At 68.5% G+C, this 24,812-nt stretch carries 20 protein-coding genes and 3 tRNA genes; 7 read left to right on the forward strand and 16 right to left on the reverse strand.

Annotated features, from left to right (window positions below; all coding sequences use genetic code 11):
• Nucleotides 1–170: 170 nt before the first annotated feature.
• Both ACO6VK_RS14460 and ACO6VK_RS14465 read right to left on the reverse strand, forming a co-directional pair.
• Nucleotides 171–257, reverse strand: a tRNA-Leu gene (locus tag ACO6VK_RS14460).
• Nucleotides 258–447: 190 nt separating this feature from the next.
• Nucleotides 448–534: transfer RNA gene (locus ACO6VK_RS14465), tRNA-Leu, on the reverse strand.
• 152 nt (nt 535–686) lie between these two features.
• Here ACO6VK_RS14465 and ACO6VK_RS14470 point away from each other — a divergent pair.
• Nucleotides 687–1,373 (forward strand): glutathione S-transferase family protein, encoded by a 687-nt coding sequence (locus ACO6VK_RS14470; RefSeq protein ID WP_422508275.1) that lies wholly within the window; start codon nt 687–689, stop codon nt 1,371–1,373.
• 75 nt (nt 1,374–1,448) lie between these two features.
• On the opposite strand, the gene ACO6VK_RS14475 is transcribed toward ACO6VK_RS14470, so the two are convergent.
• A tRNA-Leu gene (locus tag ACO6VK_RS14475) sits at nt 1,449–1,535 on the reverse strand.
• 128 nt (nt 1,536–1,663) lie between these two features.
• On the opposite strand from ACO6VK_RS14475, the gene rnr reads away from it, so the two are divergent.
• The 3 genes from rnr to rlmB all read left to right on the forward strand — a co-directional run bounded on the left by rnr (nt 1,664) and on the right by rlmB (nt 5,498).
• Nucleotides 1,664–4,117, forward strand: coding sequence for a ribonuclease R (rnr, locus tag ACO6VK_RS14480; protein ID WP_422508277.1), 2,454 nt, complete (start codon nt 1,664–1,666; stop codon nt 4,115–4,117).
• A gap of 98 nt (nt 4,118–4,215) precedes the next feature.
• On the forward strand, nt 4,216–4,695 hold the full coding sequence (locus ACO6VK_RS14485; protein ID WP_422508279.1) for a GFA family protein: 480 nt from the start codon (nt 4,216–4,218) through the stop codon (nt 4,693–4,695).
• Between the two features lie 59 nt (nt 4,696–4,754).
• The gene (rlmB, locus tag ACO6VK_RS14490; RefSeq protein WP_422508281.1) at nt 4,755–5,498 is read left to right on the forward strand and encodes a 23S rRNA (guanosine(2251)-2'-O)-methyltransferase RlmB; all 744 of its coding nucleotides are present in this window, start codon (nt 4,755–4,757) and stop codon (nt 5,496–5,498) included.
• Nucleotides 5,499–5,720: 222 nt separating this feature from the next.
• Here the strand turns inward: rlmB and ACO6VK_RS14495 are convergent, their stop codons facing one another.
• Genes ACO6VK_RS14495 through ACO6VK_RS14505 form a run of 3 tightly spaced genes read right to left on the reverse strand, consistent with a single transcriptional unit; the run spans nt 5,721 to nt 10,380 of the window.
• Nucleotides 5,721–7,136 carry an efflux transporter outer membrane subunit gene (locus tag ACO6VK_RS14495; protein ID WP_422508283.1) on the reverse strand — a complete coding sequence of 472 codons (1,416 nt, stop codon included), beginning with the start codon at nt 7,134–7,136 and terminating at the stop codon, nt 5,721–5,723.
• A gap of 20 nt (nt 7,137–7,156) precedes the next feature.
• Nucleotides 7,157–9,142 (reverse strand): MacB family efflux pump subunit, encoded by a 1,986-nt coding sequence (locus ACO6VK_RS14500; RefSeq protein ID WP_422508285.1) that lies wholly within the window; start codon nt 9,140–9,142, stop codon nt 7,157–7,159.
• A complete protein-coding gene (locus ACO6VK_RS14505; RefSeq protein ID WP_422508287.1) occupies nt 9,139–10,380 on the reverse strand; it encodes an efflux RND transporter periplasmic adaptor subunit in 1,242 nt (413 codons plus the stop codon). Before ACO6VK_RS14505 ends, ACO6VK_RS14500 begins: the two co-directional genes overlap by 4 nt.
• Nucleotides 10,381–10,582: 202 nt before the next feature.
• On the opposite strand from ACO6VK_RS14505, the gene ACO6VK_RS14510 reads away from it, so the two are divergent.
• The 3 genes from ACO6VK_RS14510 to ACO6VK_RS14520 all read left to right on the forward strand — a co-directional run bounded on the left by ACO6VK_RS14510 (nt 10,583) and on the right by ACO6VK_RS14520 (nt 15,894).
• Nucleotides 10,583–11,311 carry a response regulator gene (locus ACO6VK_RS14510; protein WP_411850474.1) on the forward strand — a complete coding sequence of 243 codons (729 nt, stop codon included), beginning with the start codon at nt 10,583–10,585 and terminating at the stop codon, nt 11,309–11,311.
• Nucleotides 11,308–12,726, forward strand: coding sequence for a sensor histidine kinase (locus ACO6VK_RS14515; RefSeq protein ID WP_422508290.1), 1,419 nt, complete (start codon nt 11,308–11,310; stop codon nt 12,724–12,726). Before ACO6VK_RS14510 ends, ACO6VK_RS14515 begins: the two co-directional genes overlap by 4 nt.
• A gap of 138 nt (nt 12,727–12,864) precedes the next feature.
• Complete coding sequence (locus tag ACO6VK_RS14520; RefSeq protein ID WP_422508292.1) at nt 12,865–15,894, forward strand: two-component regulator propeller domain-containing protein; 3,030 nt, start codon at nt 12,865–12,867, stop codon at nt 15,892–15,894.
• A 73-nt stretch (nt 15,895–15,967) separates the two neighbouring features.
• On the opposite strand, the gene rnt is transcribed toward ACO6VK_RS14520, so the two are convergent.
• The 10 genes from rnt to pstS all read right to left on the reverse strand — a co-directional run bounded on the left by rnt (nt 15,968) and on the right by pstS (nt 24,571).
• Entirely contained in the window at nt 15,968–16,555 is a 588-nt protein-coding gene (rnt, locus tag ACO6VK_RS14525) for a ribonuclease T (RefSeq protein WP_422508308.1), read from the reverse strand.
• Between the two features lie 103 nt (nt 16,556–16,658).
• Nucleotides 16,659–17,168 (reverse strand): DoxX family protein, encoded by a 510-nt coding sequence (locus ACO6VK_RS14530; protein ID WP_422508294.1) that lies wholly within the window; start codon nt 17,166–17,168, stop codon nt 16,659–16,661.
• Nucleotides 17,169–17,193: 25 nt separating this feature from the next.
• Nucleotides 17,194–17,949, reverse strand: a complete 756-nt coding sequence (locus ACO6VK_RS14535; protein WP_422508296.1) for a DNA-binding domain-containing protein — start codon at nt 17,947–17,949, stop codon at nt 17,194–17,196.
• Nucleotides 17,942–18,814 (reverse strand): DUF692 domain-containing protein, encoded by an 873-nt coding sequence (locus tag ACO6VK_RS14540; protein WP_422508298.1) that lies wholly within the window; start codon nt 18,812–18,814, stop codon nt 17,942–17,944. The genes ACO6VK_RS14535 and ACO6VK_RS14540 overlap by 8 nt, the downstream gene beginning before the upstream one ends.
• Complete coding sequence (locus ACO6VK_RS14545; protein ID WP_422508300.1) at nt 18,801–19,175, reverse strand: hypothetical protein; 375 nt, start codon at nt 19,173–19,175, stop codon at nt 18,801–18,803. Before ACO6VK_RS14545 ends, ACO6VK_RS14540 begins: the two co-directional genes overlap by 14 nt.
• Before the next feature lie 749 nt (nt 19,176–19,924).
• Entirely contained in the window at nt 19,925–20,632 is a 708-nt protein-coding gene (gene phoU / locus ACO6VK_RS14550; protein ID WP_411850482.1) for a phosphate signaling complex protein PhoU, read from the reverse strand.
• Between the two features lie 73 nt (nt 20,633–20,705).
• Nucleotides 20,706–21,536, reverse strand: a complete 831-nt coding sequence (gene pstB, locus ACO6VK_RS14555) for a phosphate ABC transporter ATP-binding protein PstB (RefSeq protein WP_411852780.1) — start codon at nt 21,534–21,536, stop codon at nt 20,706–20,708.
• 19 nt (nt 21,537–21,555) lie between these two features.
• Entirely contained in the window at nt 21,556–22,431 is an 876-nt protein-coding gene (pstA, locus tag ACO6VK_RS14560; protein ID WP_422508302.1) for a phosphate ABC transporter permease PstA, read from the reverse strand.
• On the reverse strand, nt 22,431–23,399 hold the full coding sequence (gene pstC, locus ACO6VK_RS14565) for a phosphate ABC transporter permease subunit PstC (RefSeq protein ID WP_422508304.1): 969 nt from the start codon (nt 23,397–23,399) through the stop codon (nt 22,431–22,433). Before pstC ends, pstA begins: the two co-directional genes overlap by 1 nt.
• An 80-nt stretch (nt 23,400–23,479) precedes the next feature.
• The gene (gene pstS, locus ACO6VK_RS14570; protein ID WP_422508306.1) at nt 23,480–24,571 is read right to left on the reverse strand and encodes a phosphate ABC transporter substrate-binding protein PstS; all 1,092 of its coding nucleotides are present in this window, start codon (nt 24,569–24,571) and stop codon (nt 23,480–23,482) included.
• Nucleotides 24,572–24,812 lie beyond the last annotated feature (241 nt).

Raw genomic sequence — 24,812 nt, forward strand, 5'->3', positions numbered from 1 at the left:
CACGAGCCTACAGGGACGTACTTGCGGCGTGCCCCGCGAACCCGCACACCCCCGCGCAGCCCGTCGCCGGCACAGAAGCAGCGCTCTGGCTTCAGCGTCGGCTTCTAGAAAAACCCAAACCCCGGACATGAAAAAACCCGCTTGCGCGGGTTTGATCATTGTCTGAGTCATGGTGCCCAGGAGAGGACTCGAACCTCCACGAAGTTGCCCCCGCTAGCACCTGAAGCTAGTGCGTCTACCAATTCCGCCACCTGGGCGACTCAGGAGGAGAATTCTGCGGGAGAACCGGGAATGTGTCAACAGGATTTCGCGAGATGTTCTGACGATCGCGTGTCGCGGCGGCATCGCGCTGCACATCGCGTGATTCGTGCGTCCCGCGACGCGGATGTCATCGAACCCCGGAAACGAAAAAACCCGCTTGCGCGGGTTTGATCATTGTCTGAGTCATGGTGCCCAGGAGAGGACTCGAACCTCCACGGAGTTGCCCCCGCTAGCACCTGAAGCTAGTGCGTCTACCAATTCCGCCACCTGGGCGACTCAGGAGGCGAATTATGCGGAAGCATTCGAAAACTGTCAACGCTTTGTGACGCACCGTCCGGTGCCGGTCGTGCTGACGGGTGGGGCGTGGCTTGACCGCGGCAACGGGCGCTGAAAATACTGGTCCCACCCTGCAGCAAGGCGTTCCCATGCCGAACCCGATCCTGCACGTCCACCCGCTGTCATCGTGCTGCCAGAAAGTGCTGATCGCCGCGCACGTGCTGGGCGTATCGCTGGACACGCGGCTGTTGAATCTGGGCGACCCGGTCGAGCGCGCGGCGTTCCGGGCGCTGTGGCCGCTCGGCAAGATGCCGCTGCTGGTCGAGCAGGGCACCTGTGTCGGCGAGACCAGCATCATCATCGAGTACCTGCAGCTGCATCACGCCGCCGAAGGCGCGCGGTTGATTCCGCAGGATCCGGCGCAGGCGCTGCAGGTGCGGTTCTGGGACCGCGTCTGCGACCTGTACGTGATGACGCCGATGCAGGCACTGACCGCCGCCCTGCTGCAACCGGATGGCGATGGCGGGGGCGCCGCCACCGAGGCCGCACGCGCGACGCTGCTGAACAGCTACGCCCTGTTGGACCGGCAGTTGGAGGGGCGGCCGTGGTTGGCGGGCGACAGCTTCAGCCTGGCCGATTGCGCCGCGGCGCCGGCGCTGTTCTATGCGGTGGCCTACGTGCCGTTGCCGGCGTCGCATGCCGCACTGTCCGCCTATGTGGAGCGGTTGATGGCGCATGCGCCTGTGGCGGCGGTGATCGACGCGGCCCGGCCCTGGTTCAAGTATTTCCCGGGGCGGGCGGGGCTGTCGCGCCGCTACTACGATCCCGAGGCCTGATCCGGGCCCACGGCGCGGGCCAAACGCCGGACATGAAAAAACCCGCTTGCGCGGGTTTGATCATTGTCTGAGTCATGGTGCCCAGGAGAGGACTCGAACCTCCACGAAGTTGCCCCCGCTAGCACCTGAAGCTAGTGCGTCTACCAATTCCGCCACCTGGGCGACTCAGGGGGCGAATTGTGAAGATGCCGCCGGGGCTTGTCAACGGTTTTTCGAAAATTCTTCACAAAGCTGCATGTGCATGCGCCATGACCGGTTCTGCACACCGCCAGCGGTTAACATGGAGGCCAATGAAACCAAAGAAACCGACCCGGGGCGCGAAAGCCCCCAAGTCCCCGGCGCCCAAGCAGGCGTCCGGTCCGTCGGGCAAGCCCCGCGCTGCCGCCAAGAAGAAGGCCGGCAAGCTGCCACCCTGGATGCCCGAATCCCTGACTGCCCCGGCCGCGCCGCGCGCCGGTACCCGTGCTGCGGCCAAGGCCGCCGCCAGCCGCCGCCCCTTGCCGGGCGCGGGCGATGTAACCGTGCAGGACCCCTTTGCCGCGCGTGAGGCCGAGCGTTATGCCCAGCCCATCGCCAGCCGCGAGGCGATCCTGCAGCTGCTCGACCGCTGCGATGGCCCGCAGACCGCCGACGAGATCGGCATCCATCTGGGCCTGACCGAGCCGGACCGTGCCGATGCGCTGGGCAAGCGCCTGGGCGCGATGGTGCGGGATGGCCAGCTGGTGCAGAACCGCCGTGGCGGCTTCGCGCCGGTACAGGCCACCAACCTGATCACCGGCGTGGTCATCGCCAACCCGGAAGGCTTCGGCTTCCTGCGTCCGGTCGAGGGCGGCGATGACCTGTTCCTGCCGCCGTATGAAATGCGCAAAGTGATGCATGGCGACCGCGTGCTCGCCAATGTCACCGGCATCGACCGCCGCGGCCGTCGCGAAGGCAGCATCGCGCGCGTGCTCGAGCGCGGCATGACCCGCCTGATCGGCCGCTTCAGCATCGAGTTCGGCATCAGCTATGTGGTGCCCGACGACAAGCGGGTGCAGCGCAACGTGCAGATCCCGCCGGACCAGACCGGCGATGCGCGTGATGGCCAGCTGGTCGTCTGCGAACTGACCCAGGCGCCCGATACCCGGCGCCCGCCGATCGGCCGCATCATCGCGGTGCTCGGCGACAAGCTGACCGCCTCGCTGATCGTGGAGACGGCCATCCACGGCCATGAGCTGCCGTTCGAGTTCCCGCAGGAAGTGCTGAACGAAGCCTCCGCGGTGCCGCTGGTGGTGGAGCCGTCGATGATCGGCGGTCGCGTCGACCTGCGCAGCACCCCGCTGGTGACCATCGACGGCGAGGATGCCAAGGACTTCGACGACGCGGTGTACTGCGAACCCAATGCCGAGGGCTTCCGCCTCGTCGTGGCGATCGCGGACGTGTCCAACTACGTGCGCCCCGGCACGCCGCTCGACGATGAGGCGCAGAAGCGCGCCACCTCGGTGTATTTCCCGGGTTTCGTGGTGCCGATGTTGCCGGAGACCCTGTCCAACGGCATCTGCTCGCTGATGCCCAAGGTCGACCGCATGTGCTTCGTCTGCGACATGCAGGTGAACCGCGAGGGCGAGGTGATCCACTCGCGCTTCTACGAGGCGGTGATGAATTCGCACGCGCGCCTGACCTATACCCAGGTCTGGCAGGCGGTGGGCGAGAACGACGTGGCGGTGCGCAACCAGATCGCCGCCGTGCTGCCCCAGGTCGAGCGCCTGCATCAGCTGTACAAGGTGCTGGCCAAGGCGCGCACGCGCCGTGGCGCGATCGAGTTCGAGTCCTCCGAAGTGCGCTTCGTGCTGGACAACACCGGTGAGGTCACCCAGGCCGGCATGATGGTGCGCAACGATGCGCACAAGCTGATCGAGGAATGCATGATCGCGGCCAATGTGCAGGCCGCGCGTTACCTGCTCAGCAAGCATGTGCCGGCGCCGTTCCGCGATCACGCCAAGCCGCCGGAAGCCAAGTACGACGACCTGCTGGAGTTCCTGAAGGAATTCAAGCTGAGCCTGCCGGCGTGGTCGAAGGTGCAGCCGGGCGACTACACCAAGCTGCTCAAGAAGGTGCGCGAGCGTCCCGACGCGGCGCTGCTGGAATCGGTGCTGCTGCGCAGCCAGAGCCTGGCGGTGTATTCGCCGGACAACCAGGGCCACTTCGGCCTGGCGCTGGACGCGTACGCGCACTTCACCTCGCCGATCCGTCGCTACCCCGATCTGCTGGTGCACCGTGCGATCAAGCACGCGCTCAGCGGCGGCTCGCTGGACAAGTACACCTACTCGGCGCGCGAGATGGCCGCCCTGGCGCTGCAGTGCTCCGAGCGCGAACGCCGTGCCGACGAGGCCGAGCGCGAGGTCGACGAGCGCTACCGTGCGGCCTGGATGGAAAAGCATGTGGGCGGCCAGTTCGATGGCGTCATCAGTGGCGTGACCAGCTTCGGCCTGTTCGTCGAACTGGACGAGTCCAAGGTCAACGGACTGGTCCACGTCACCCAGCTGCCGCATGACTACTACCAGTTCGATGCGGTGCGCAAAACCCTCAGCGGCGAGCGCCGTGGCAAGGCCTACCGCCTGGGCGACCGGGTCCGCATCCTGGTGCTGAAGGCCAGCATGGAAGAGCGCAAGATCGACTTCCGCCTGGTCGAGGAAAAGGACGACGAAGTGCCGGCGCTGCCGCCACGCGGTCAGCCGGCCAAGCGCCAGAAAAAGAAATATTGAGGCCCGCGGTGTACCGACCCACGGTCGGTACCCACCGTCGCGGGATGATGCCTTGGCAGGTACCGGCCGTTGGTCGGTACGGACGTGAGGAGTAACCCATGAACCCGGTTCCCGAATTCTCCGGCGGCTGCCAGTGCGGCGCGGTGCGCTTCCACGTCCGCGGTGAGCTGACCGACAGCTCGATCTGCCACTGCCGGATGTGCCAGAAGGCATTCGGGGCCTACTACGCCCCGCTGGTGTCCGTGCGCGGGGTAGAGTTCGCCTGGACGCGCGGGGAACCGCGCCGGTTCGCGTCCTCCAACCTGGTCAAGCGCGGCTTCTGCGCGGACTGCGGCACCCCGCTGACCTACGAGGCCCCCAACGGGATGGCCATCGCCGCAGGCGCCTTCGATGCCCCCGCGCGCCTGCCGCCCACGGTCCAGTACGGTATTGACGCCAAACTGCCGTTCGTGGATGCGCTGGACCGCCTGAGCGCCATCCGCGACGAGGACGACCCGGAGGCGGTCTACCTGCAGCACTTGGTTTCCCACCAGCACCCCGACCACGATACCGGCGACTGGCCCCCGCCCGCCGCGTGAGGCGGGGTGGCCGCCGATGCTCTACCATTACCACCCCCTTTCCGGTCCCGCCCCCCGCAATGAGCAAGCAAAGCCAGTGGATTGTCGGCGTCAACGCCGTCGCGTCCTCGATTGAGAACGATGCCGAGAACGTCCGCGAGGTCCTGATCGAGGCCGGCGCGAAGAACCCGCGTCTGACCGAGATCGAAGAAAACGCGCGGCGCAAGGGCATCGACGTGCGCAAGGTGAACACCCAGGCGCTGGACGGCGTGGGCGGTTCGGTGCGCCACCAGGGCGTGGCCGCGCGCTACCAGGCGGCACGCACCTGGGGCGAGAACGAGCTGGAAGGGCTGGTCGAAGCGGCCGAGGGCAAGGCCCTGCTGCTGATCCTCGATGAGGTGCAGGACCCGCACAATCTGGGCGCCTGCCTGCGCAGTGCCGCGGCGGCCGGTGCCACCGCGGTGATCATCCCCAAGGACAAGTCGGCCACGGTCAATGCCACCGTGCGCAAGACCTCGGCCGGCGCTGCCGACCGCATCCCGGTGGTGGCCGTGACCAACCTGTCGCGCTGCCTGAAGGACCTGCAGAAGCTGGGCGTGTGGATCTACGGCCTGGCCGGCGAAGCCACCGCGTCGCTGTACTCCATCGACCTGAAGGGCAACGTGGCGCTGGTGCTCGGCGGTGAAGCCGACGGCATGCGCCGCCTGACCCGCGAAAACTGCGACAGCCTGGTCAAGATCCCGATGCCGGGCGACATCGAGAGCCTGAACGTGTCCGTCGCCGCCGGCGTCAGCCTGTTCGAGGCCGTCCGCCAGCGCAGCTGACGCAGACGTGTAGAGCCGACCGTTGGTCGGCTGCCGCGCCGCGCGCGGCCTCGCCGAAACGGGGCGGCGCAGGCGGATCGGATGTCATGACGCCGGAACGAAGGGCAGCCGACCAACGGTCGGCTCTACCGGGGCCACCGGCCCCACGCCACCGCGCCACCGTCCCGGCCCGGCCCCGACGCCACCGCGCCATCGTACCGGGCGGTACCGACGCCACCGTGCCTATGGGGCGTTGGCGCTTCCCCCCAGCGCCTTGAACAACGTCACGTCGTTGACCAGCTGCTTCTGCTTGACCGATGCCAGCGACAGCTCCGCATCGCGGCGGGTCTGCTGCGCTTCCAGCCAGGTGCGCAGGTCGGTGGCACCGACCCGGTAGCGCACTTCGTACATCCGCTCGATTTCCACCGCCTCGTCGTAGGACGCCTGCGACGCCGCCACCTGCGTGGCGAACTGGGTGCGGGCCGACAATGCGTTGTCCACTTCGGAGAGCGCGGTGTACAGCGTGCGGCGGAAGCTGTTGGCCGCGACCTGGTAATCGGTGCCCGCGAGCCGGGTGTTCAACTGCGCCTGGCGCACGTTGAGGAACGGCAGCGACAGGCCGGCGCCCAACGTCGCCACCGGATTCTTCAGCACGTCCGACAGCGAGGTCGCACCGCTGCCGACACTGCCGGTCAGGCTCAGTGCCGGGTAGTACTGGGTGGCGGTGACCTGGATCGCGGTGAGGCTGTTGCGCAGGCGCAGTTCGGCGGCGCGCAGGTCCGGGCGGCGACCGAGCAGGTCGGCCGGCAGGCCTTCGGCGATGGCCGGGCTCGTGGTGCGCTCCAGTTGACGGGGTTCATCAGCCAGGGCCAGCGGCTGGCCATCGAGCAGCACGGTCAACGCGTTGCGGGTGGCCACGCGCTGCTGTTCCAGCGCGCTCTGCGCCGCGCGCTGCGCCTCCAGGCTCTGGCTGGCCTGGCGCACTTCCAGCCGCGACACGGCGCCGGCATCGAAGCGTGCCTGCACCAGTTGCAGCGTGCGCTGCAGGCGGGCCAGATTGGCCTCGCCGGCGCTGATCGACTGGTTGAGGAAGGCCAGCGTCCAGTACTGCGTGGCGACGTCGCCGATCACCAGCAATGCGGTGTTCTGCAGGTCTTCGGCGCTGGCCTGCGCTTCCCACTGGGCGATGTCGCGCTGGGCGCGCAGCCGTCCCCACAGATCCACTTCCCACTGCAGCCCGACGCTGGCCGAGCTGCTGCGGTTCCAGTCCGCGGTCTGGTCAATCGCGCGGTTGCCGCTGCTGCCGACGCTGCCCGAGGCCTGTGGCCACAGGGCGTTGTCGGCCAGCCCGGCCTGCAGGCGTGCCCGCTGCACGGCCAGTCCGGCCGACGCCAGGTCGGTGTTGGCGGCCAATGCGCGGGCGATCACCGCGTCCAGTTGCGGGTCGCCGAACCCGGTCCACCAGGCATCGCGCCGCACATCGGCGCCCGCCTCAGCCGGCGAGGTCGATACGGTCTGCACCGGCGCGTTGAGCGCCGCATCGCCGCGCCCATAGCTGGCCGGCACCGCCGGCGGGTCGACCCGGTACTGGCCGCTGCTGACGCAGGCAGACAGCGCCAGGGCGGACAGGCAGGCCAGGGCCAGCGGACGCAGGGACATCAAGGGAATCCGGATCATGGTCATTCGCGCGCCAGCGCCTCCACGGGGTCGAGTTGTGCGGCACTGCGGGCCGGCAGGAAGCCGAACGCCACGCCGATCAGGCTGGAGCAGGCGAAGGCGGCCACGATGGACGCGGTCGAGAACAGCATCTGGAAGTCGGGGGCGAACTTGCCGAACAGCCAGCCCACCACCAGCGACAGCCCCACGCCGAGCAGGCCGCCGAGCAGGCAGACCAGCACCGCTTCGATCAGGAACTGCTGGCGGATGTCGCTCTGACGCGCGCCCACGGCCATGCGCACGCCGATTTCGCGGGTGCGTTCGGTGACCGACACCAGCATGATGTTCATCACGCCGATGCCGCCCACCAGCAGCGCGATCGCCGCGATGGCACTGATCAGCAGGGTCATGGTGCGCGTGGTCTGCTCGATGGTCTGGCGGATTTCGGCGCTGTTGCTGAGGAAGAAGTCCTCGGTGCCGTGGCGCATCACCAGCAGCTTGGAAATGGCTGCCTGGGCGGCATCCATCGGCGTGCTGTCATCCACCCGGACGGTGATGCTGGAGACATGGCTCTGGCCGAGCATGCGCGACATCACCGTGGTGTAGGGCACCCACACGCTCAGGCTGGTGCTGCCACCGAAGCCGAAACTCTGCCGCTGCGCGACGCCGACCACGCGCGCCGGCACGTTGCCGAGCAGGATCACTTGGCCGATCGGATCCTCCCCGTTGGGGAAGAACTGGGTGCGGGTGTTCTCGTCGATCACCGCCACCTGGGCCAGGCCGCGCACCGCATCGCGGTCGAAGAAGCTGCCGGCAACCAGGGTCACGCCCTTGACCCGGAAGAACTGCTCGCCAACGCCGCTGACCTGGGCGGTGGCCGACTGGTTGCGGTACCGCGCGGTGACCGAGGACGACACGCTGGGCGTGGCGCTGTCCACGTAGCTCTGGCGCGCCAGCGCATCGGCGTCGCTGGCCTTGAGCGTCTGCACCCGCGCCGAGCGCATGTCGCCGAAGCCGCGACCGGGATAGACATCGATGGTGTTGGTGCCCAGGGCGCTGATGTTCTGCAGGATCTGCTGCTGCGAGCCGTTGCCCAGCGCCACCACCGACACCACCGAGGCGATGCCGATGATGATGCCGAGCATGGTCAGGAAGGTGCGCAGGCGGTGCGCGTTCATCGCCAGCACCGCCATCCGGAACGCTTCGGTGAAGCGGTCGCGCGCGGCACGCCAGCTGTGGCCGTGGCCGGCGTCCACGGTGGGCTGGCGCTGGGCGCGGTAGCGGGGGGCGTTCGGATTGGCGCGGTCGGCGATGATCTCGCCATCGCGGATCTCGATGATGCGCTGCGCATGCTCGGCCACGGACATGTCGTGGGTGACGATGATGATGGTGTGGCCTTCGGCATGCAGCTCGCCGAGGATCGCCATCACCTCTTCACCGGAGCGGGTGTCGAGCGCACCGGTCGGTTCGTCGGCCAGGATCACCTCGCCGCCGTTCATCAGCGCGCGCGCGATCGATACGCGCTGCTGCTGGCCGCCGGACAACTGGCCGGGCTTGTGGTGCATGCGGTCGCCCAGGCCCAGCCGCTGCAGCAGCTGCTCGGCGCGCGCGGTGCGCACCGGTCCCGGGCTGCCGGCATAGACCGCCGGTACGGCGACGTTGCCGCGCGCATCCAGGTCGCCCAGCAGGTGGTAGCGCTGGAAGATGAAACCGAAGTGCTCGCGGCGCAGCTCGGCCAGCTCGTCCGGCAGCATGCTGCCGGTTTCGCGGCCGGCCACCTGGTAGCTGCCGCGGGTCGGCCGGTCCAGGCAGCCGAGGATGTTCATCAGCGTGGACTTGCCCGACCCGGACTGGCCGACGATGGCGACCATCTCGCCCGCATCGATGTCCAGGTTGACGTCGCGCAGCACGGCGATGGTGTCCTCGCCGGCGGGAAACTCACGGCGCAGGTCGCGCAGGCGCAGCAGCGGTGCGCGCGTGGGCGACGCGCCGGTCGGGGTGCCGCTCATCGACGCGGCCCGCCCATGCCGGGCCCACCGACCCGGATCTGCGGACCGCCACGGCCGCCGCCGCTGTTGCCGCCGGCCGCCGCGCCGCCTTCGCCGACGATGACCTTCTCGCCTTCGTTCAGGCCGGACAGTACTTCGGCGCTGGCGCCGTTGTTGATGCCGATCCGCACCTTGCGCGGCCCCGGCATGCCATCGGCGTCGGCGACGCGGACCATGTACTGGCCATCGCGGGTCTTCGGGCCGAGCGCCACCGCCGGGATCATGAGTACGCCCTTGGCCTGCTTGAGCATCACCGAGACCTGCGCGGTCATGTCGATGCGCAGCGTGCCGTCGGGGTTCTCCACGTCGAACAGGGCGTTGTAGTACACCGCCGTGCTCGAGCTGGAGCTGGAGGAACTGGAACTGGACGAACTGTCGCTGGCGATCGAGGACGGCGCCGGATTGATCTGGCGCAGAGTCGCGTGGTACTTGCGGTCCGGCTCGCCCAGCGTGGTGAAGTACACCGGCATGCCGGCCTTGATCTTGACCACGTCCGCCTCGGAGATTTCGGCGTTGACCGTGACCAGGTCCAGCCGCGCCAGCATCACGATGGTGGGCGCGGTCTGGTTGGCGTTGACGGTACGGCCTTCCTCGGCCACCACGGCCACCACAGTGCCGTCCATCGGTGCGGTGATGCGGGTGTAGGCCAGGTTGGCACGGGCGGTGCCCAGCTCGGTCTCGCGGCCCTTGATCTGCGCGTCGTAGGACTGGATCTGCGCGCGGGCGGTCTTGAGCTTGGCGTCGGCCGCGTCGAACTCGGCGCGCGAGGTGGCTTCGGCGGTGAGCATCTGCTGCTGGCGGGCGAACTCCAGTTCGGCCTCGCGCAGGCTGGCCTGCTGCACCGCGCGCTGGGCGCGGATGTTGTCCAGCGCCGCTTCGGCGTTGAGGACCTGGTTCTGCTGGGTGGTGGCGTCGATCTCGGCGATCAGCTGGCCTTCCTTGACGGTATCGCCCAGCTGCACCTTCAGCGACTTGATCTGGCCGGAGGCCTGCGCGCCCACGCTCACCAGCTTGTACGCATCGACCACGCCGGTGGCTTCCACCGTCTGCTCGATATCGCCACGGCTGACCGGGGTGGTGGCCAGGGCAGGGGCGGCGGGCTTGCGGGCGAACCATGCCACAATCGCGGCAATCACGACGACGACGGCGATCAGCAGCAGGATGCGGCCGCGGCGGGTGTGGGGCAGGCGGGGCTTCACGATGATCGTCTACTCGGCAGGCCGTTGCGTCGGCGTTGTCAGCATTGTGAAGACCCGCGCCGGAGGGCTCAACGCTTGCCGTGTATCAAAGGGTAACCAGACGCGCCGTCCCGCGTTTCGTTGTGTATCGTCGGCGTGCCCTGACACATGCGTACGCATTCCCATTGATGCGGTTCATCTCCGGACAGGGGATCATGACCGCATGGAGACCATCACCACCATGCATCGCCTGTTGATCGTCGATGACGACCACGACATCCGCCAGCTCCTCGCCGAACAGCTGGGCCGCGCCGGTTACCAGATCAGCACCGCCAGCGATGGCACCGGCATGCGCCAGGTGCTCGAACGCGAACACGTCGACCTGATCGTGCTCGACCTCAACCTGCCGCGCGAAGACGGGCTGACCCTGTGCCGTGACCTGCGTGCGCGGTCGAGCACGCCGGTGATCATGCTCACCGCGCGCAGCGAGCCGATCGACCGCGTGCTGGGCCTGGAAATGGGCGCCGACGATTACCTGGCCAAGCCCTTCGAGCCGCGCGAACTGCTGGCGCGCATCCGCAACGTGCTGCGCCGGACCGAGGCGCTGCCGGCCAATCTGGAGCCGCTGGCGATCCGCCGCGCGCGGTTCTCACACTGGATATTCGATCTCGAACACCGGCACCTGGTCGACCCCGATGGCCGGGTGGTGGTGCTGTCCGGTGCCGAGTTCCGCCTGCTGCGGGTGTTCGTCGGGCATGCCAACAAGGTGCTGTCGCGCGAGCAGCTGGTGGCCCTGAGCAGTGGCCGCAGCTACGAGTCGCAGGATCGCGCGATCGACCTGCAGGTCAGCCGCCTGCGCAACAAGCTGGGCGATGACGGCGGCAGCGACGGGCTGATCAAGACCGTGCGCAACGAAGGCTACGTACTGGCGACGGCGGTGGGGCTGGAATGAAACGCCTGCGGCGCTTCTTCGCTTCGATGGTGGGGCGCCTGTTCCTGATCCTGCTGCTGGGCATGGCGGTGGCCGCGATCGGCGCCACCGTGCTGGCCAGCGCCAAGCGCCAGCAGGAATTCGAACGGCAGAACCTCAACCGCATCGCCGACCGGCTGCAGGGCTACATCAACCTGCTGGACGGCAACCCGGAGTTGCGTGAGCGCCTGTTGGCCGTGGGCGGCCCGAGCGTGCGCGAGCTGCCCGACGGCGCACGCCAGGGCCGCAAGGACACCGCGATGATGGCGGTGCTGGACGACCGGCCCGGCCCGGTGGCGCATGCCCAGGTCCACTTCACCTCGTTCCGCTCCTGCCTGCCGCGGTTGCCGGAGCTGCTGCCGCCGCCGCCGCCGCACAAGATGGGTGCTCCCAAGCGCCCGCGCGAGCGCGATCCGGCGTTCATCCCGCCCAAGTGCCGGGCCGTGTCGGTGGTGCTCAGCGACGGCACGCCGCTGCGGCTTGCGCTGGACTCCCCGGCCGTGGCGCACAACGGCATCCTGGCGGTGGACCCGCTGTTCCTGACCCTGCTGGTGATCGCCATCGCGATCCTGGCCTATATCGTGGCGCGCATGGCCAGCGCGCCGCTGCAGCGCCTCGCCGATGCCGCCGCGGCGCTGGGCGACGACCTGCAGGGTGCGCCGATGCCGGTGACCGGGCCGCTGGAAGTCAAGCGCGCCGCCGAAGCCTTCAATGCCATGCAGCAGCGCCTGCAGCGGCACCTGGGCGAGCGCACGCAGATGCTGGCCGCGATCACCCACGATCTGCAGACGCCGGTCACCCGGCTGCGGCTGCGGCTGGAGAACGTGACCGACGAGGCACTGCGCGAGCGCCTGATCGGCGATCTCGGCGCGATGCAGGCGCTGATCCGCGAGGGCCTGGAACTGGCCCGAAGCGCCGAAAGCGCCGAACAGCGCGCTGCGCTGGTGCTGGATTCGCTGCTGGAGAGCATTGTCGAAGACGCCGCCGAAGCCGGTGCCGACGTGCGCTTCGACCACGCCAGCGGCGCGGTGATGATGTTGCGCCCGTTGGCCATGCACCGGTTGTTCTCCAACCTGGTGGACAACGCGGTGATGTACGGACAGTCGGCGCGGGTGAGTGTGGAACAGACCGAGCATGACGTGGTGGTCCGCATCCGCGACAGCGGCCCGGGCCTGGCCGAGGACGAACTGGAGGCCGTGTTCGATCCGTTCGTGCGGCTGGAGACCTCGCGCTCACGCGATACGGGCGGCGCCGGGCTGGGCCTGACCATCGCCCGCGCGCTGGCCGAGAAGGACGGCGCCACGCTGCACCTGCGCAATCATCCGCAGGGGGGACTGGAGGCCGTGGTGCGTTGGCCGGCCACCTGGCGGGTTGCCCCCGGAACCCGCACCGGATAGATCTTCACGACCGTTCGGGCGCGGATTTGCCTACTATGGGCACCTCTTTGCCAGCTTCTCCCCCATGAGAGCGCACGAATCGACCGGCCTGCGGGCCGGGGCGTCCCCTCCCAACGCCATGCGGGCAGGCCTGCACGGATGAGGGAACGGGGGGGCGTCACCCGGCGGCGGCCGGTCCAATCCAGGGGACGCGTCCTGCCGTGGCTGCAGGCCGCCGGGCTGTGCCTGCTGCTGTGGCTGGCGGCCAGTCCGTCGCTGTCGGCGCAGGATGGGCCACCGCCGCTGCGCGACTACGCCATCGACGTGTGGACTTCGCGCAACGGCCTGCCGCACAACTCGCTGCGCGACATCGCGCAGACGCCCGAAGGCCATCTCTGGTTCGCCACCTGGGAAGGTCTGGTGCGCTACAACGGGCTGGACTTCACCGTGTTCGACCGCAGCACGCGGCCGGGCCTGCGCGACAACGGCGTGGGCGCGCTGTATGTCGACCGCGCCGGCAGCCTGTGGATCAGCGACTCGCGCGGCAATGTCACCCGCCGCGGCAGCGATGGCCAGTGGCGGGTCTGGGAACACCAGCCGGGAACGCCGCAGGTGCTGATCCAGGCGATGCAGATGGACAGCCATCGGCGCCTGTGGCTGCTGTACGAAGGCAAGGGCATCGGCAGCCTCGATCCGGACGGCCGCATCGAATACACACCGCCGGCGGCCGACGTGCCGATGGCGATGAGTTTCACCAAGATGGTGGTGGACGCCCAGGACCGCGTGTGGGTGGGCACCCTGGATGGCCTGGTGGTGCGCGACAACGACGGCGTCCTGCGCCGCGCGCCGGAGAGCTTCGGGCTGGGGCGTGGCCTGGTATGGCCGTATCGTGCGCCCGACGGAGTGATGTGGATCGTGGCCGGCGAGCGGATCTACCGCATGCAGGACGGCGTGCCCGAACTGCAGCACCGCCTGCCTGGCCAGATGCACATGACCGCGATGCTGCAGGACCGCCACGGCGATCTGTGGCTGGGCACCGAGAACCAGGGCCTGCTGCGGCTCTCGCGGCATGGGCTGGAGCGGCTGCCGGCCGGCCTTTCGCTGCCGGGTGGGCGCGTGGTCAGCCTGCGCGAGGATGCGGAGGGCAGCATCTGGGTCGGCGCCAACGGCGGCCTGTACCGCCTGCGCGAAACGCTGTTCAGCAGCTACACCGAACGCGACGGACTCAGCGGCGACTACGTGCGCACCGTCTACGAGGACCGGCAGCGCCAGGTGTGGATCGGCAGCGCCAGCGGCCTGGACCGGCTGGACGGCGATGGCCGCTTCCATCCGATCGCGCTGCGCAACCAGGGCGGCAAGCCGCCGTCGGTGTTGAGCCTGGCGCAGGACCGTGCAGGCGATCTGTGGGTGGGCACGTTCGGCGACGGCGTGTTCCGGGTGGACGCGCAGGGCCGGGTGCTGCGCACCTACGGCACCACCGATGGGCTGCCGGGGGGGAACATCCGCGCGATGAGCATCGACCGTGACGGCGGCGTCTGGGCCGGCACGCAGAAGGGCGTGGTGCGTATCGATGCGCGGGGCGTGGCCGTGCCGACCGTGCCCGGCATGCCGACCGGGCTGATCACCGCCTTGACCCACGATGCCGACGGCAACCTGTGGATCGGCACGATCGAGGGCATCCGCGTGCTGCGCGGCAACCGCGTGCAGGCCATCGACCTGGAGCGCATGGGCGGCGGCCGCAGCGTGTTCGGCTTCCAGCAGATCGGCGATGCGATGTGGGTCAGCACCGACCGTGGTCTGTACCGGTGGCAGAACGGCCGGCTGGCTCGGGTCGGGCTGGAGCAGGGCATGCCGGTGGATACGGTCTTCCAGCTGGTGCCCGACCGCGTCGGAAATGTGTGGATCAGCAGCAACCGCGGCGTCCTGCGCACCGACATGACGATGCTCAACGATGTGGCTGACGGGCGCACGCCGCGCATCGACGTGGAGCACTACAACGAAATCGACGGCATGGCCAATTCGCAGGCCAACGGCAGTTCCGGCCCCTCGGCGATCCTGCGCCAGGATGGGACGTTCTGGGTGGTCACTGCCGGTGGCCTGAGCACGGTCGATCCGCTGCGGCTGCAGCGCTTCCGCGAGCGGCTGGCGCCGCCGGCGGTGATCGAGAACGTGCAGGTGGATGGCACGCCCCTGCACTGGCAGGGCAACGACCACAACCGCATTCCCGGCGGCAAGCGCCTGAGCGTGAGCTATGTGGGGCTGAGCTACCTGCTGTCAGAACGGATCCGCTACCGCACCCGTCTGGAGGGCCTGGACAGCGGCTGGATCGAGCGCGGGCAGCAGCGCAGCGTCGAGTTCATCGGTCTGCCGCCGGGCGAGTACACATTGCATGTGTCGGCAGCCCACCCCGGCGGCGCATGGAGCGACAGTGAAGCGGTCTGGGCATTCACTGTCGAGCCGTTCCTGTGGCAGCGCCGCAGCGTGCAGGTGATCGCCTCGCTGCTGCTGTTGGCCGGCCTGGTGGCGCTGTACCGCTATCTGATCAAGCGCTACAAGGCCAGCAACATCCGCCTGGCGCGGATGGTGCATGAGGCCACGCGCGACCTGCAGGCGCAGACCGTGCACCTGCAGGCGTTGAACGAGGAGAAGACCGCGCTGGCCGAGCGCCTGGCGGTGCAGGCCGAAGCGTTCGAGCGCCAGGCGCGCGAAGACTCGTTGACCGGCCTGGCCAACCGCCGCGCGTTCGACGAAGCGCTGGCGCGCGATTTCGCCCGCTCGCAGCGCAGCCGCCACCCGTTGTGCCTGGTAGTGCTGGACATCGACCACTTCAAGGAGGTCAACGACCGGCACAGCCACAGCGTCGGCGACGTGGTGCTGGTGGAAGTGGCGCGCCTGATCGCCTCGGCATGCCGCGACTCGGACATGCCGGCACGCACCGGCGGTGAAGAGTTCGCCCTGCTGCTCAACGACACCCGCCTGGACGAAGCGGCGCAGGTGTGCGCCCGTCTGCGTGGCCTGTTCCACGACCACCCCGACTGGGCGGGCGTGCCGGGCCTGAAGGTGACCTTCAGCGCCGGACTGGTCGAACTGGATGCGGCCGACCGCACCCCGATGCTGCTGTATCAGCGCGCAGACCGCGCGCTGTACCGCGCCAAGAGCGAAGGCCGCGACCGCACCGCGATCGGGTGACGGCCGGGTAGCTGCCGACCGTTGGTCGGCTGCCGGTGCCGCGTGCAAGCGCCGGCATCAACGCGCGGGTGGGTCAGGGGCGCGGCCAGGCGTTGGCGATCGTGCAGAACAGCTTGGCGGTCTGCTCGGTGTCGTACACCGCGCTGTGCGCTTCGTCGGCGTCCCAGCCGAGCCCGGCGGCATTGGCCGCGCGCGCCAGCACGGTCTGGCCATAGGCCACGCCGGCCAGGGTCACCGTGTCGAACACGCTGAAGGGATGGAAGGGGTTGCGCTTGTGGCCGGTGCGGTTGACCGCGGCATTGACGAAGCCCAGGTCGAAATGCGCGTTGTGGCCGACCAGGATCGCGCGTTGGCAGCCGTATTTTTTCACGGCGGCGCGGACGGGCGCGAAGATGTGGTCGAGCGCGTCCTTCTCGGACTTGGCCAGCCGGAACGGGTGGTCGAGGATGATGCCGGTCACTTCCAGCGATTTCGGGTCGATCTCCAACCCCTCGGCCGGAATCACGTGGGCGCTGGCGGTCTGGCCGGGATACAGCAGGCCGTTCTCGTCCATTTCGATCGGCACTGCGGCGATTTCCAGCAGCGCGTTGCGGTTGCAGTCGAAGCCGCCGGTTTCCACGTCGATCACGACAGGCAGGAAACCACGGAAGCGGTGGGCCATTGCCAGGTTCGCCGCGGGGGCAGTCGTTTCGGCGGCGGCAGGGGGCAAGGCGGCATCATTCATCCGTGGATTCTAGCAGAGGGGGCCTGTACGCCCCCGCCGCTCAGGCCAGCGCGGGACGGTGTCCCGGGCGCCGGCGCAGCAGGTGGTCCACGCTCAGCGGGCCGGCGCCCTGCAGCGCCAGGGGCAGCAGCATGGCCATGAACAGCAGCGGCAGCTTGAAGTTGCCGAACCCCTGGTCGGTGATGGCATAGCCCTGCCACAGCTCGGCCAGCCCGTCCCAGTGCATCGGCCAGTGCACCGCCCAGGTCGCCACCACGGTCAGCACAAGCAGGCTGCCGGCGGCCAGCCGGGTGCCCAGCCCCAGCAGCAGGCAGAGCGCGCCGACCAGCTCGAACCCGGTGGCCAGGTGCCAGTTGAGGCTGGCCGGCAGCTGGTCGAACGGAAATGGAAATGCCTGTTGCAGGTCGCCGAACCAGTTCTGGCCGTGCAGCTTTTCGCGGCCGGACTCCAGATATTCCCAGGCCAGCAGCAGGCGCAGGCCCAGCGGGGCGATCCACGGCGCAAGCCGATCCAGCCGGTCGCGCAGGGCGACCCGGTGCAGTGTCTTCATCAAGGGGGAACTCCTGGGAAACGGGTCAGGCAGGCGGAGGGGACGGGCCGATCACGGCGTGGCGCAGGAACTGCTGCAGGAGCGCGGCACCCTCGGTGAGCAGGGCATCGCCGGGCAGGCCGTGGGCCTGCGCCAACGCCTGCAGGTGGTCACCGCCGGTCTGGCCGGGCTGTTGGCCGATGCGCTCGAGCAGGTGGGCGGCCAGCGGGCTGATCGTTGCGAAGCGCACCTGGCCGTCCGGGTCGCGCCGCACCAGCAGCCCGGTCGGGTCGGCCGGGGGCTGGAGCGGTGCATCGGCGCTGCCGAGCCGATGCACCGGCCAGTGGTAGAGCAGGGGCCACGCCAGCGGCGAGCGCTGCAACGGCGCCCCCAGCGGGTCGAGGCCGGTGGCAACGGGCAGGGGGCGCGCGTCGAGCTGGTAGAGCGCGGTCTCCACCCATTCGTAGTGCGCCAGTTCGGCCAGCGCCGGATGTGGCAGTGCCGGGTGTGCCTGCAGCCACTGCACGAACTCGGCGGCCAGTTCGGTGAACAGCGGCGTCTGCGCGCGGTGGTCGGCAAGGAAGCGGCCTACCAGCGCTGACCAGGCCTCCTCGCCCAGCAGTCGCGCGCACACCGGAAAGCCGTTGCCGAGCAGCCCCAGCACGTTGTTGAACACCAGCCGCCGGTAGATGCCCAGCCGGCGCGGGTCCAGACCGGCCGGCGCGGCAACGCGCTCCGGATCGCGCAGATGGGCGGTAAACGCCCGTTGCTGGGCGTGCAGCCGAGGGGACGTGTCAGCCATTGGACGCCGCTCCGTGCGTGGCCATCAGCCCGCGGATGACGCGCAGTTCGTCGCGCAGTTCCGCATAGGGTGGAAAGTTGAAATCGCGTTCGAGCAGGGTGGGACGCATGCCGATGCGTGCATAGGTACGGCCCAGCAGCTCCCACACCGGGTCGATCACCGCACTGCCGTGGGTATCGATCTTGAGGTCGTCGGCGTCGTCGAGGTGGCCGGCCACATGCAGGCAGACGATGCGCTGCGCGGGCAGCCCGGCGATGAAGGTGTCGGCATCGTAGCCGTGGTTGAACGCGTTGACGTAGACGTTGTTGACGTCGAGCAGCAGGTCGCAGTCGGCCTCGGCGAGCACGGCGTTGGTGAAGGCAAGCTCGTCCATCGCCGGTTCCGGCGCCAGGTAGTAGGACACGTTCTCCACCGCGATGCGCCGGCCCAGCAGGTCCTGCACGCGGGCGATGCGGGCGGCGGTATGGCGCACGGCTTCCTCGGTGAAGGGAATCGGCAGCAGGTCGTACAGGTGGCCGTCATCGCTGCAATAGCTCAGGTGTTCGCTGTACAGCGGCACCCGGTACTGGTCGAGGAAGCGACCCACCTGCAGCAGCAATGTGGTGTCCAGCGGTGCGGTACCGCCCAGCGACAGCGACAGGCCGTGGCAGCTCAGCGGATGGCGCCGTGCCAGCTCGGCCAGCTGCTCACCCGCCGGGCCGCCTACGCCGATCCAGTTCTCCGGTGCGCACTCGAGGAAATCGAAATCGCCGTCGGCGGCCTCGCGCAGATCCTGCAGCAGCGCACGGCGCAGGCCCAGTCCGGTCGCCGCCGCAGGCAGCGGCGACCGGGGCAGCGCGGTGGCGGGGGAGTCAGTGCTTGGCACCGCACTTGCCTTCGCCGCACTTGCCTTCGGCGGCCTTGCCGGCTGCGGTCGGGGCCTTGGCGTCGCCCGCCTTGGCCTTCGGCTTGCCCTTGTCGGCGCCACACTTGCCTTCCCCACACTTGCCCTCGGCGGTCTTGCCGGCCGCCGCGGCGCCGGCCTTCTCCTCGCCCTTGGCGCCATGCGCACCGCATTTGCCTTCGCCACACTTGCCTTCGGCGGTCTTGGCGGCGGCCTGGCCGGCAACGAGGTAGCCCTGCGCCAGGTCGGTCATGCTCAACGCAGAGGCCGACGTGGTAGCGCCCAGGCCGGCGGCCAGGGCGGTGGCGGCCAGCAGGGACAGCGAACGGGTGGATGTGCTCATCGATGGTGCTCCTTGGTATGGGCCAGTGCCCGGGATGGCTGCAGGTGGGGGCAGCAGGTGCGGCCATGATGGCCAGAGCCGGCTCAACGAATCCTCACACAGCATTCAACATTTCGTGAAGTGTGGGGGCTTCCCATCATGGCAATGCAACAGGAACGTTGGTCTCCGGTTGGACGGGACCCGGCGTGCGGTACACGCACGAAAACCAACCGCAATCCCCGATGTAGTGCCGGCCGCTGGCCGGCTTCCGCGAGGCGCCCGTGGTCTCGACCCAGCGCCCGACCCACCCGCCGCGGCGCACGCAAAGGCTCAAGGGCACACAGCGGTGTCTCCGGTCGGGTCTACCGCGAGCCTGAAGGGCCCCGTCGCAGCGTGCAGGCCCCTCGGCAACTGTCCCCCGGCCGCCGCCTGGCGGCGACGACCTCCTCCTTTAGGTTGCCCAGGGGCCTGCACACCGCGACGGGGTCGGCTTGCGGCACACGCACGAAAACCAACCGCAATCCCCCAATGTAGTGCCGGCCGCTGGCCGGCTCCTGCGACGCGCCAGCAGTCTCGACACGTGGGCCGCGATGCCCTTGTGGGCGAACTAAAGGAGGAGGCGACGGCCGCAGGCCGACGCCGGGGGACATTCGCCGGCAAGGGCATCGTGGCCCAGCGCCCGACCATCCGCCCGCCGCGGATGGACGCCGATCAAAAAAAAGCCGCGACCCGAAGGCCGCGGCGTGTGCGCCCTGCGTTGGCAGGACCCCTCAGACGTGATCGGTGCTGCTGGTTTCGTCGCGTTTCTCGCGCGGCGGCAGGGCCTGCTCGCCGTGTACCAGGAACCACACGTTCTCGGCGATGTTGGTGGCATGGTCGCCCACGCGCTCCAGGTTCTTGGCCATGAACAGCAGGTGCGTGCAGGGGGTGATGTTGCGCGGGTCTTCCATCATGTAGGTGAGCAGCTCGCGGAACAGCGCGGTGTACTGCGCATCCAGACGCGCATCGTCGTCGCGCAGGGCGAGGGCGGCGGCGGCGTCGTTGTCGCGATAGGCCTCGATGGCGCGGCGTACCTGCTGTGCGGCCAGCCGGCCCAGCGAGCGCAGGCCCTGGATCTGCGGCAGCGGCGGCACCTTGCTCAGCGCGATCGAGCGCTTGGCGACGTTGGCGGCATAGTCACCGATGCGTTCGATGTCGGCCGGAATGCGCAGGCCGGCCAGGATCTCGCGCAGGTCGCGCGCCATCGGGCCGCGCAGCGCCAGGCGCATCACGTCGTGGCTGATCTGCTGTTCGAGGGTGTCGATGGCTTCATCGTTGGCGATGATGCGCTGGGCGGCGTTCTCGTCACGCTTCTCGATGACGTCCATCGCCGCCTCGAGCTGGGCGACGGCCGTCTCGCCCATGCGCACGATCTCGGCCACCAGGCGCTGCTGTTCTTCGTCGTAGCTCTTGACGATGTGGTCGTTGGGACTGTTCATGGTGATTCCAGGTTGTAGAGCCGGGCTCTGCCCGGCTGCCGTTGCCGTTGCCGCGTAAGGGGCCAGGACAGGCTCAGCCGAAGCGGCCGGTGATGTAGTCTTCGGTCTGCTGCTTGTTGGGCTGCGAGAAGATCACTTCGGTGCGGTCGTGTTCGATCAGGTCGCCCAGGTACATGAAGGCGGTGTAGTCGGACACGCGCGCGGCCTGCTGCATGTTGTGGGTGACGATCACGATGGTGTAGTCGTGCTTGAGCTCTTCGACCAGCTGCTCGATACGGCTGGTGGAGATCGGGTCGAGCGCCGACGTCGGCTCATCGAGCAGCAGCACGTCCGGGCGCAGTGCCACCGCGCGGGCGATGCACAGGCGCTGCTGCTGGCCGCCGGACAGCCCCAGCGCGCTCTGGTTGAGCTTGTCCTTGACCTCGTCCCACAGCGCGCCCTGGCGCAGGGCCTGTTCGACGCGGTCGGTCATCTCCGACTTGGACAGCTTTTCGTGGTGGCGGATGCCGTAGGCGACGTTCTCGAAGATGGTCATCGGGAACGGCACCGGCTTCTGGAACACCATGCCGACCTTGCTGCGCAGGCGGTTCATCGGGTACTTCGGCGAGAGGATGTTCTCACCGTCCAGCAGCACTTCGCCGCGCGCTTCCAGCTTCGGGTACAGCGCATAGATGCGGTTGAAGATGCGCAGCAGGGTGGACTTGCCGCAACCGGACGGACCGATCAGCGCGGTGACGCGCTTTTCGGGGATTTCCAGGTCGATGCCCTTGAGCGCATGGAACTTGTCGTAGTAGAAGTCCAGCCCGCGTGCGGCCAGCTTGATCGGCGCCGGGGTGTGCAGGTTTTCATGCGAGGCCGGGACCACGATGCGCTGCATCGGCACGGCGTTGGAGAGATCGTTCATGGCGATGTCCGTGGAAAGGTCAGTCATGGGAGATACGGTTGCGCAGCAGGATGCCGCGCGCAGAGAGGCTGACCAGCAGCACGAACACGGTCAGCACCAGCGCGCCGGCCCAGGCCAGCACCTGCCAGGATTCATACGGGCTGCCCGCGAACTGGTTCATCACCACCGGCACGGAGGCCATCGGCTGGAACACGTTGCTGTTCCAGTACTGGTTGCCGAAAGCGGTGAACAGCAGCGGCGCGGTCTCGCCGGAAATGCGGGCCAGCGCCAGCAGGATGCCGGTGACGATGCCGGCGGCCGCACTGCGGTACAGCACCTGCACCGTCACCTTCCACTGCGGGATGCCGAGCGACAGCGCCGCTTCGCGCATCTGCGAGGGCACCAGGCGCAGCATTTCATCGGTGGTACGCACCACCACCGGCAGCACGATGAAGGCCAGCGACAGGGCACCGGCGAATGCCGAGAACTGGCCGCCGGTCTGCATCACGTACAGGGTGTAGACGAACAGGCCGAGCACGATCGAGGGCGCGGACAGCAGGATGTCGTTGACGAAGCGGACCACCGTGCCGGCCTTGCGGGCGTTGCCGTACTCGGCCAGCCAGGTGCCAGCCAGCACGCCCAGCGGGGTGCCGATCGCGATCGCCAGACCGCACATCACCGCGCTGCCGAAGAAGGCGTTGGCCAGGCCACCTTTCTGCATCGGCGGCGGGGTCATCTTGGTGAACAGGTCCAGGTTGATCCCGGCCAGGCCCTTGGAGGCCAGCGTCCACAGAATCCAGCCGAGGAAGAACAGGCCGAACAGCGCGGTCAGGCAGGACATCAGCAGCGCGACCACGTTGACGATGCGGCGGCGCAGGTACAGCGGTTGTGCGGAGGACGGGGCGACGGTGGACATCAGTTGCCCTCCTTGCGGGCGAGGCGCATCAGCATCAGGCGGGCGATCGCCAGCACGACGAAGGTGACGATGAACAGTACGAAGCCGAGCAGCAGCAGCGCCGAGCGGTAGGTTTCGGTGGCTTCACCGAAGTCATTGGCGATCAGCGCGGCGATGGTGGTGCCCGGTTCGAGCAGCGAGGGCGACAGACGTACGCTGTTGCCGATCACGAAGGCCACCGCCATCGTTTCGCCCAGGGCGCGGCCCAGGCCGAGGAAGATGCCGCCGATCACCGCCGAGCGGGTGTAGGGCAGCACGATGTCCCAGCTCACTTCCCACTTGGTGGAACCCAGCGCGTAGGCCGATTCCTTCAGGCGGGTCGGCACGGTGAGGAACACTTCGCGCATCACCGAGGAGATGAACGGGATCACCATGATGGCCAGCACGAAGCCGGCGGTAAGCACGCCGATGCCCAGCGGCGGACCCTGGAACAGCGGCCCGATGATCGGCAGCGTGCCGAGGTGGTCGTTGAGGAACGGGGTGACGTATTCGGTCATCACCGGCACCAGCACGAACAGGCCCCACATGCCGTAGATGATCGAGGGGATGCCGGCCAGCAGTTCAATGGCGGTACCGACCGGGCCACGCAGCCAGCGCGGGGCGACTTCGGTCAGGAAGAAGGCGATGCCGAAGCTCACCGGCACGGCAATGACCATCGCGATCAGCGCGGTGACCAGGGTGCCGTAGATCGGTGCGAGCGCGCCGAATTTGTTCTCGACCGGATTCCATTCGGACGAGTAGAAGAAGCTCAGGCCCTGCTCCTGCAGGGCATGGCGGCCGCCCCACAGCATCGAGAGCGCGGCGCAGGCCAGGGCGACCAGCACCAGGATGACGGTGGCGATCAGTACCCAGCGGAACAGAGTGTCGTTGCGGGCATCACGCAGGTCGCGGGTGGACGGTGCGGGGACAGGCTGGGCAATGGCATTCATGGGAAAGGCAGGGGCCCGAGAGATGTGGTGCGGCGTGGTGGCGACAAGGGAGGGCCCGCGCAACGCGCGGGCCCGGGTTGTCATTTGAATTCAGCAGCCCAGTAGGCTTCGATCTGCGTCACCAGCTCGGCCGGCAGCGGCACGTAGTGCAGTTCATTGGCCTGCTTCTGGCCGTTTTCGAAGGCCCACTTGAAGAACGCCAGGGTGTCCTTGCTGCGCTGCGCATCCTTGGGCTGCTTGTGCATCAGCATGAAGTTGGTGGCGGTGATCGGCCACGCCTGGTCGCCCGGTGCGTTGGTGATGACCAGGTTGAAGTCCTTGGCGCTGGCCCAGTCGGCGCTGGCGGCCGCGGCGGCGAAGGTATCGGCGGTCGGCTGCACCCAGTTGCCGGCGGCGTTCTGCATCGAGGCGTACGGCATGCCGTTCTGCAGCGCGTAGGCCAGTTCGACGTAGCCGATCGACCCCTTGATCTGCTTCACGTACGAGGCCACGCCTTCATTGCCCTTGCCACCCACGCCGTCCGGCCACTGCACCGAGGTGCCTTCGCCGACCTTGCTCTTCCAGTCCGGGCTGACCTTGGACAGGTAGTTGGAGAAGTTGAAGGTGGTGCCCGAGCCATCCGAGCGGTGGACCAGGGTGATCTTGCCGTCGGGCAGCTTCACGCCCGGGTTGGCGGCGACGATGGCCGGGTCGTTCCAGGTCTTGACCTTGCCGAGGAAGATGTCGGCCAGCAGCGCGCCGCTCAGGCGCAGCTTGCCGGCTTCCAGGCCGTCGATGTTCACCACCGGGACCACGCCGCCGATGGCGGAGGGGAACTGGCCAAGGCCGGCCTGGGCCAGCTCTTCGCTGCTCAGCGGCTTGTCGGAGGAACCGAAGTCGACGGTGCCGGCCTTGATCTGGGCGATGCCGCCACCCGAACCGATGGACTGGTAGTTGATCTTGGCGCCGGTGGCGACGTTGTAGTCGGCCGACCATTTGGACACCAGCGGGAAGATGAAGGAGGCGCCGGCGCCGGAGATTTCGGCGGTGAGCCTGTCGCCGGCGGCCGGAGCGGCGGCGGGGGCGTCGGCGGCCGGCGCGGCAGCCTGGCCTTCAGCGCCCGGCTTGCAGGCAGAGAGGCCCAGCGCGATGGCCAGGGTAAGGGCGGTCAAGCCAGCCGTGTGCAGTTTCATGCGTCACTCCGTAGCGGGATGGGGGCCGGTCTCTCCGGCGACGCTGCTATGAAATGATGTTTTTGTTACAGCCGTATGACGGCGTGACCGGGCGCACGGGAAAGGCCCGTGGGACGGGGGTCTGGGCGCAGATGCCGGAAAAAGAAAAGGCGCGGATCTTGCGATCCGCGCCCGGGGGTGGGGGGGGGGGGGAGACCCGCCGCCCCCCCTTCCTCTTCCCGCGGTTTCCCAACATCCCCAC

Origin of the sequence: Stenotrophomonas sp. GZD-301, from assembly GCF_049310345.1 — a bacterium.
Taxonomy (GTDB): domain Bacteria; phylum Pseudomonadota; class Gammaproteobacteria; order Xanthomonadales; family Xanthomonadaceae; genus Stenotrophomonas.

Excerpts from the sequence above, each read along its gene's own strand:
- ACO6VK_RS14470 (WP_422508275.1), top strand. The coding sequence starts at position 687 with ATGCCGAACCCGATCCTGCACGTCCACCCGCTGTCATCGTGCTGCCAG.
- rnr (WP_422508277.1), top strand. The coding sequence starts at position 1,664 with ATGAAACCAAAGAAACCGACCCGGGGCGCGAAAGCCCCCAAGTCCCCG.
- ACO6VK_RS14485 (WP_422508279.1), top strand. The coding sequence starts at position 4,216 with ATGAACCCGGTTCCCGAATTCTCCGGCGGCTGCCAGTGCGGCGCGGTG.
- rlmB (WP_422508281.1), top strand. The coding sequence starts at position 4,755 with ATGAGCAAGCAAAGCCAGTGGATTGTCGGCGTCAACGCCGTCGCGTCC.
- ACO6VK_RS14495 (WP_422508283.1), bottom strand. The coding sequence starts at position 7,136 with ATGTCCCTGCGTCCGCTGGCCCTGGCCTGCCTGTCCGCCCTGGCGCTG.
- ACO6VK_RS14500 (WP_422508285.1), bottom strand. The coding sequence starts at position 9,142 with ATGAGCGGCACCCCGACCGGCGCGTCGCCCACGCGCGCACCGCTGCTG.
- ACO6VK_RS14510 (WP_411850474.1), top strand. The coding sequence starts at position 10,583 with ATGGAGACCATCACCACCATGCATCGCCTGTTGATCGTCGATGACGAC.
- ACO6VK_RS14515 (WP_422508290.1), top strand. The coding sequence starts at position 11,308 with ATGAAACGCCTGCGGCGCTTCTTCGCTTCGATGGTGGGGCGCCTGTTC.
- ACO6VK_RS14520 (WP_422508292.1), top strand. The coding sequence starts at position 12,865 with ATGAGGGAACGGGGGGGCGTCACCCGGCGGCGGCCGGTCCAATCCAGG.
- rnt (WP_422508308.1), bottom strand. The coding sequence starts at position 16,555 with ATGGCCCACCGCTTCCGTGGTTTCCTGCCTGTCGTGATCGACGTGGAA.
- ACO6VK_RS14530 (WP_422508294.1), bottom strand. The coding sequence starts at position 17,168 with ATGAAGACACTGCACCGGGTCGCCCTGCGCGACCGGCTGGATCGGCTT.
- ACO6VK_RS14535 (WP_422508296.1), bottom strand. The coding sequence starts at position 17,949 with ATGGCTGACACGTCCCCTCGGCTGCACGCCCAGCAACGGGCGTTTACC.
- ACO6VK_RS14545 (WP_422508300.1), bottom strand. The coding sequence starts at position 19,175 with ATGAGCACATCCACCCGTTCGCTGTCCCTGCTGGCCGCCACCGCCCTG.
- phoU (WP_411850482.1), bottom strand. The coding sequence starts at position 20,632 with ATGAACAGTCCCAACGACCACATCGTCAAGAGCTACGACGAAGAACAG.
- pstB (WP_411852780.1), bottom strand. The coding sequence starts at position 21,536 with ATGAACGATCTCTCCAACGCCGTGCCGATGCAGCGCATCGTGGTCCCG.
- pstA (WP_422508302.1), bottom strand. The coding sequence starts at position 22,431 with ATGTCCACCGTCGCCCCGTCCTCCGCACAACCGCTGTACCTGCGCCGC.
- pstC (WP_422508304.1), bottom strand. The coding sequence starts at position 23,399 with ATGAATGCCATTGCCCAGCCTGTCCCCGCACCGTCCACCCGCGACCTG.
- pstS (WP_422508306.1), bottom strand. The coding sequence starts at position 24,571 with ATGAAACTGCACACGGCTGGCTTGACCGCCCTTACCCTGGCCATCGCG.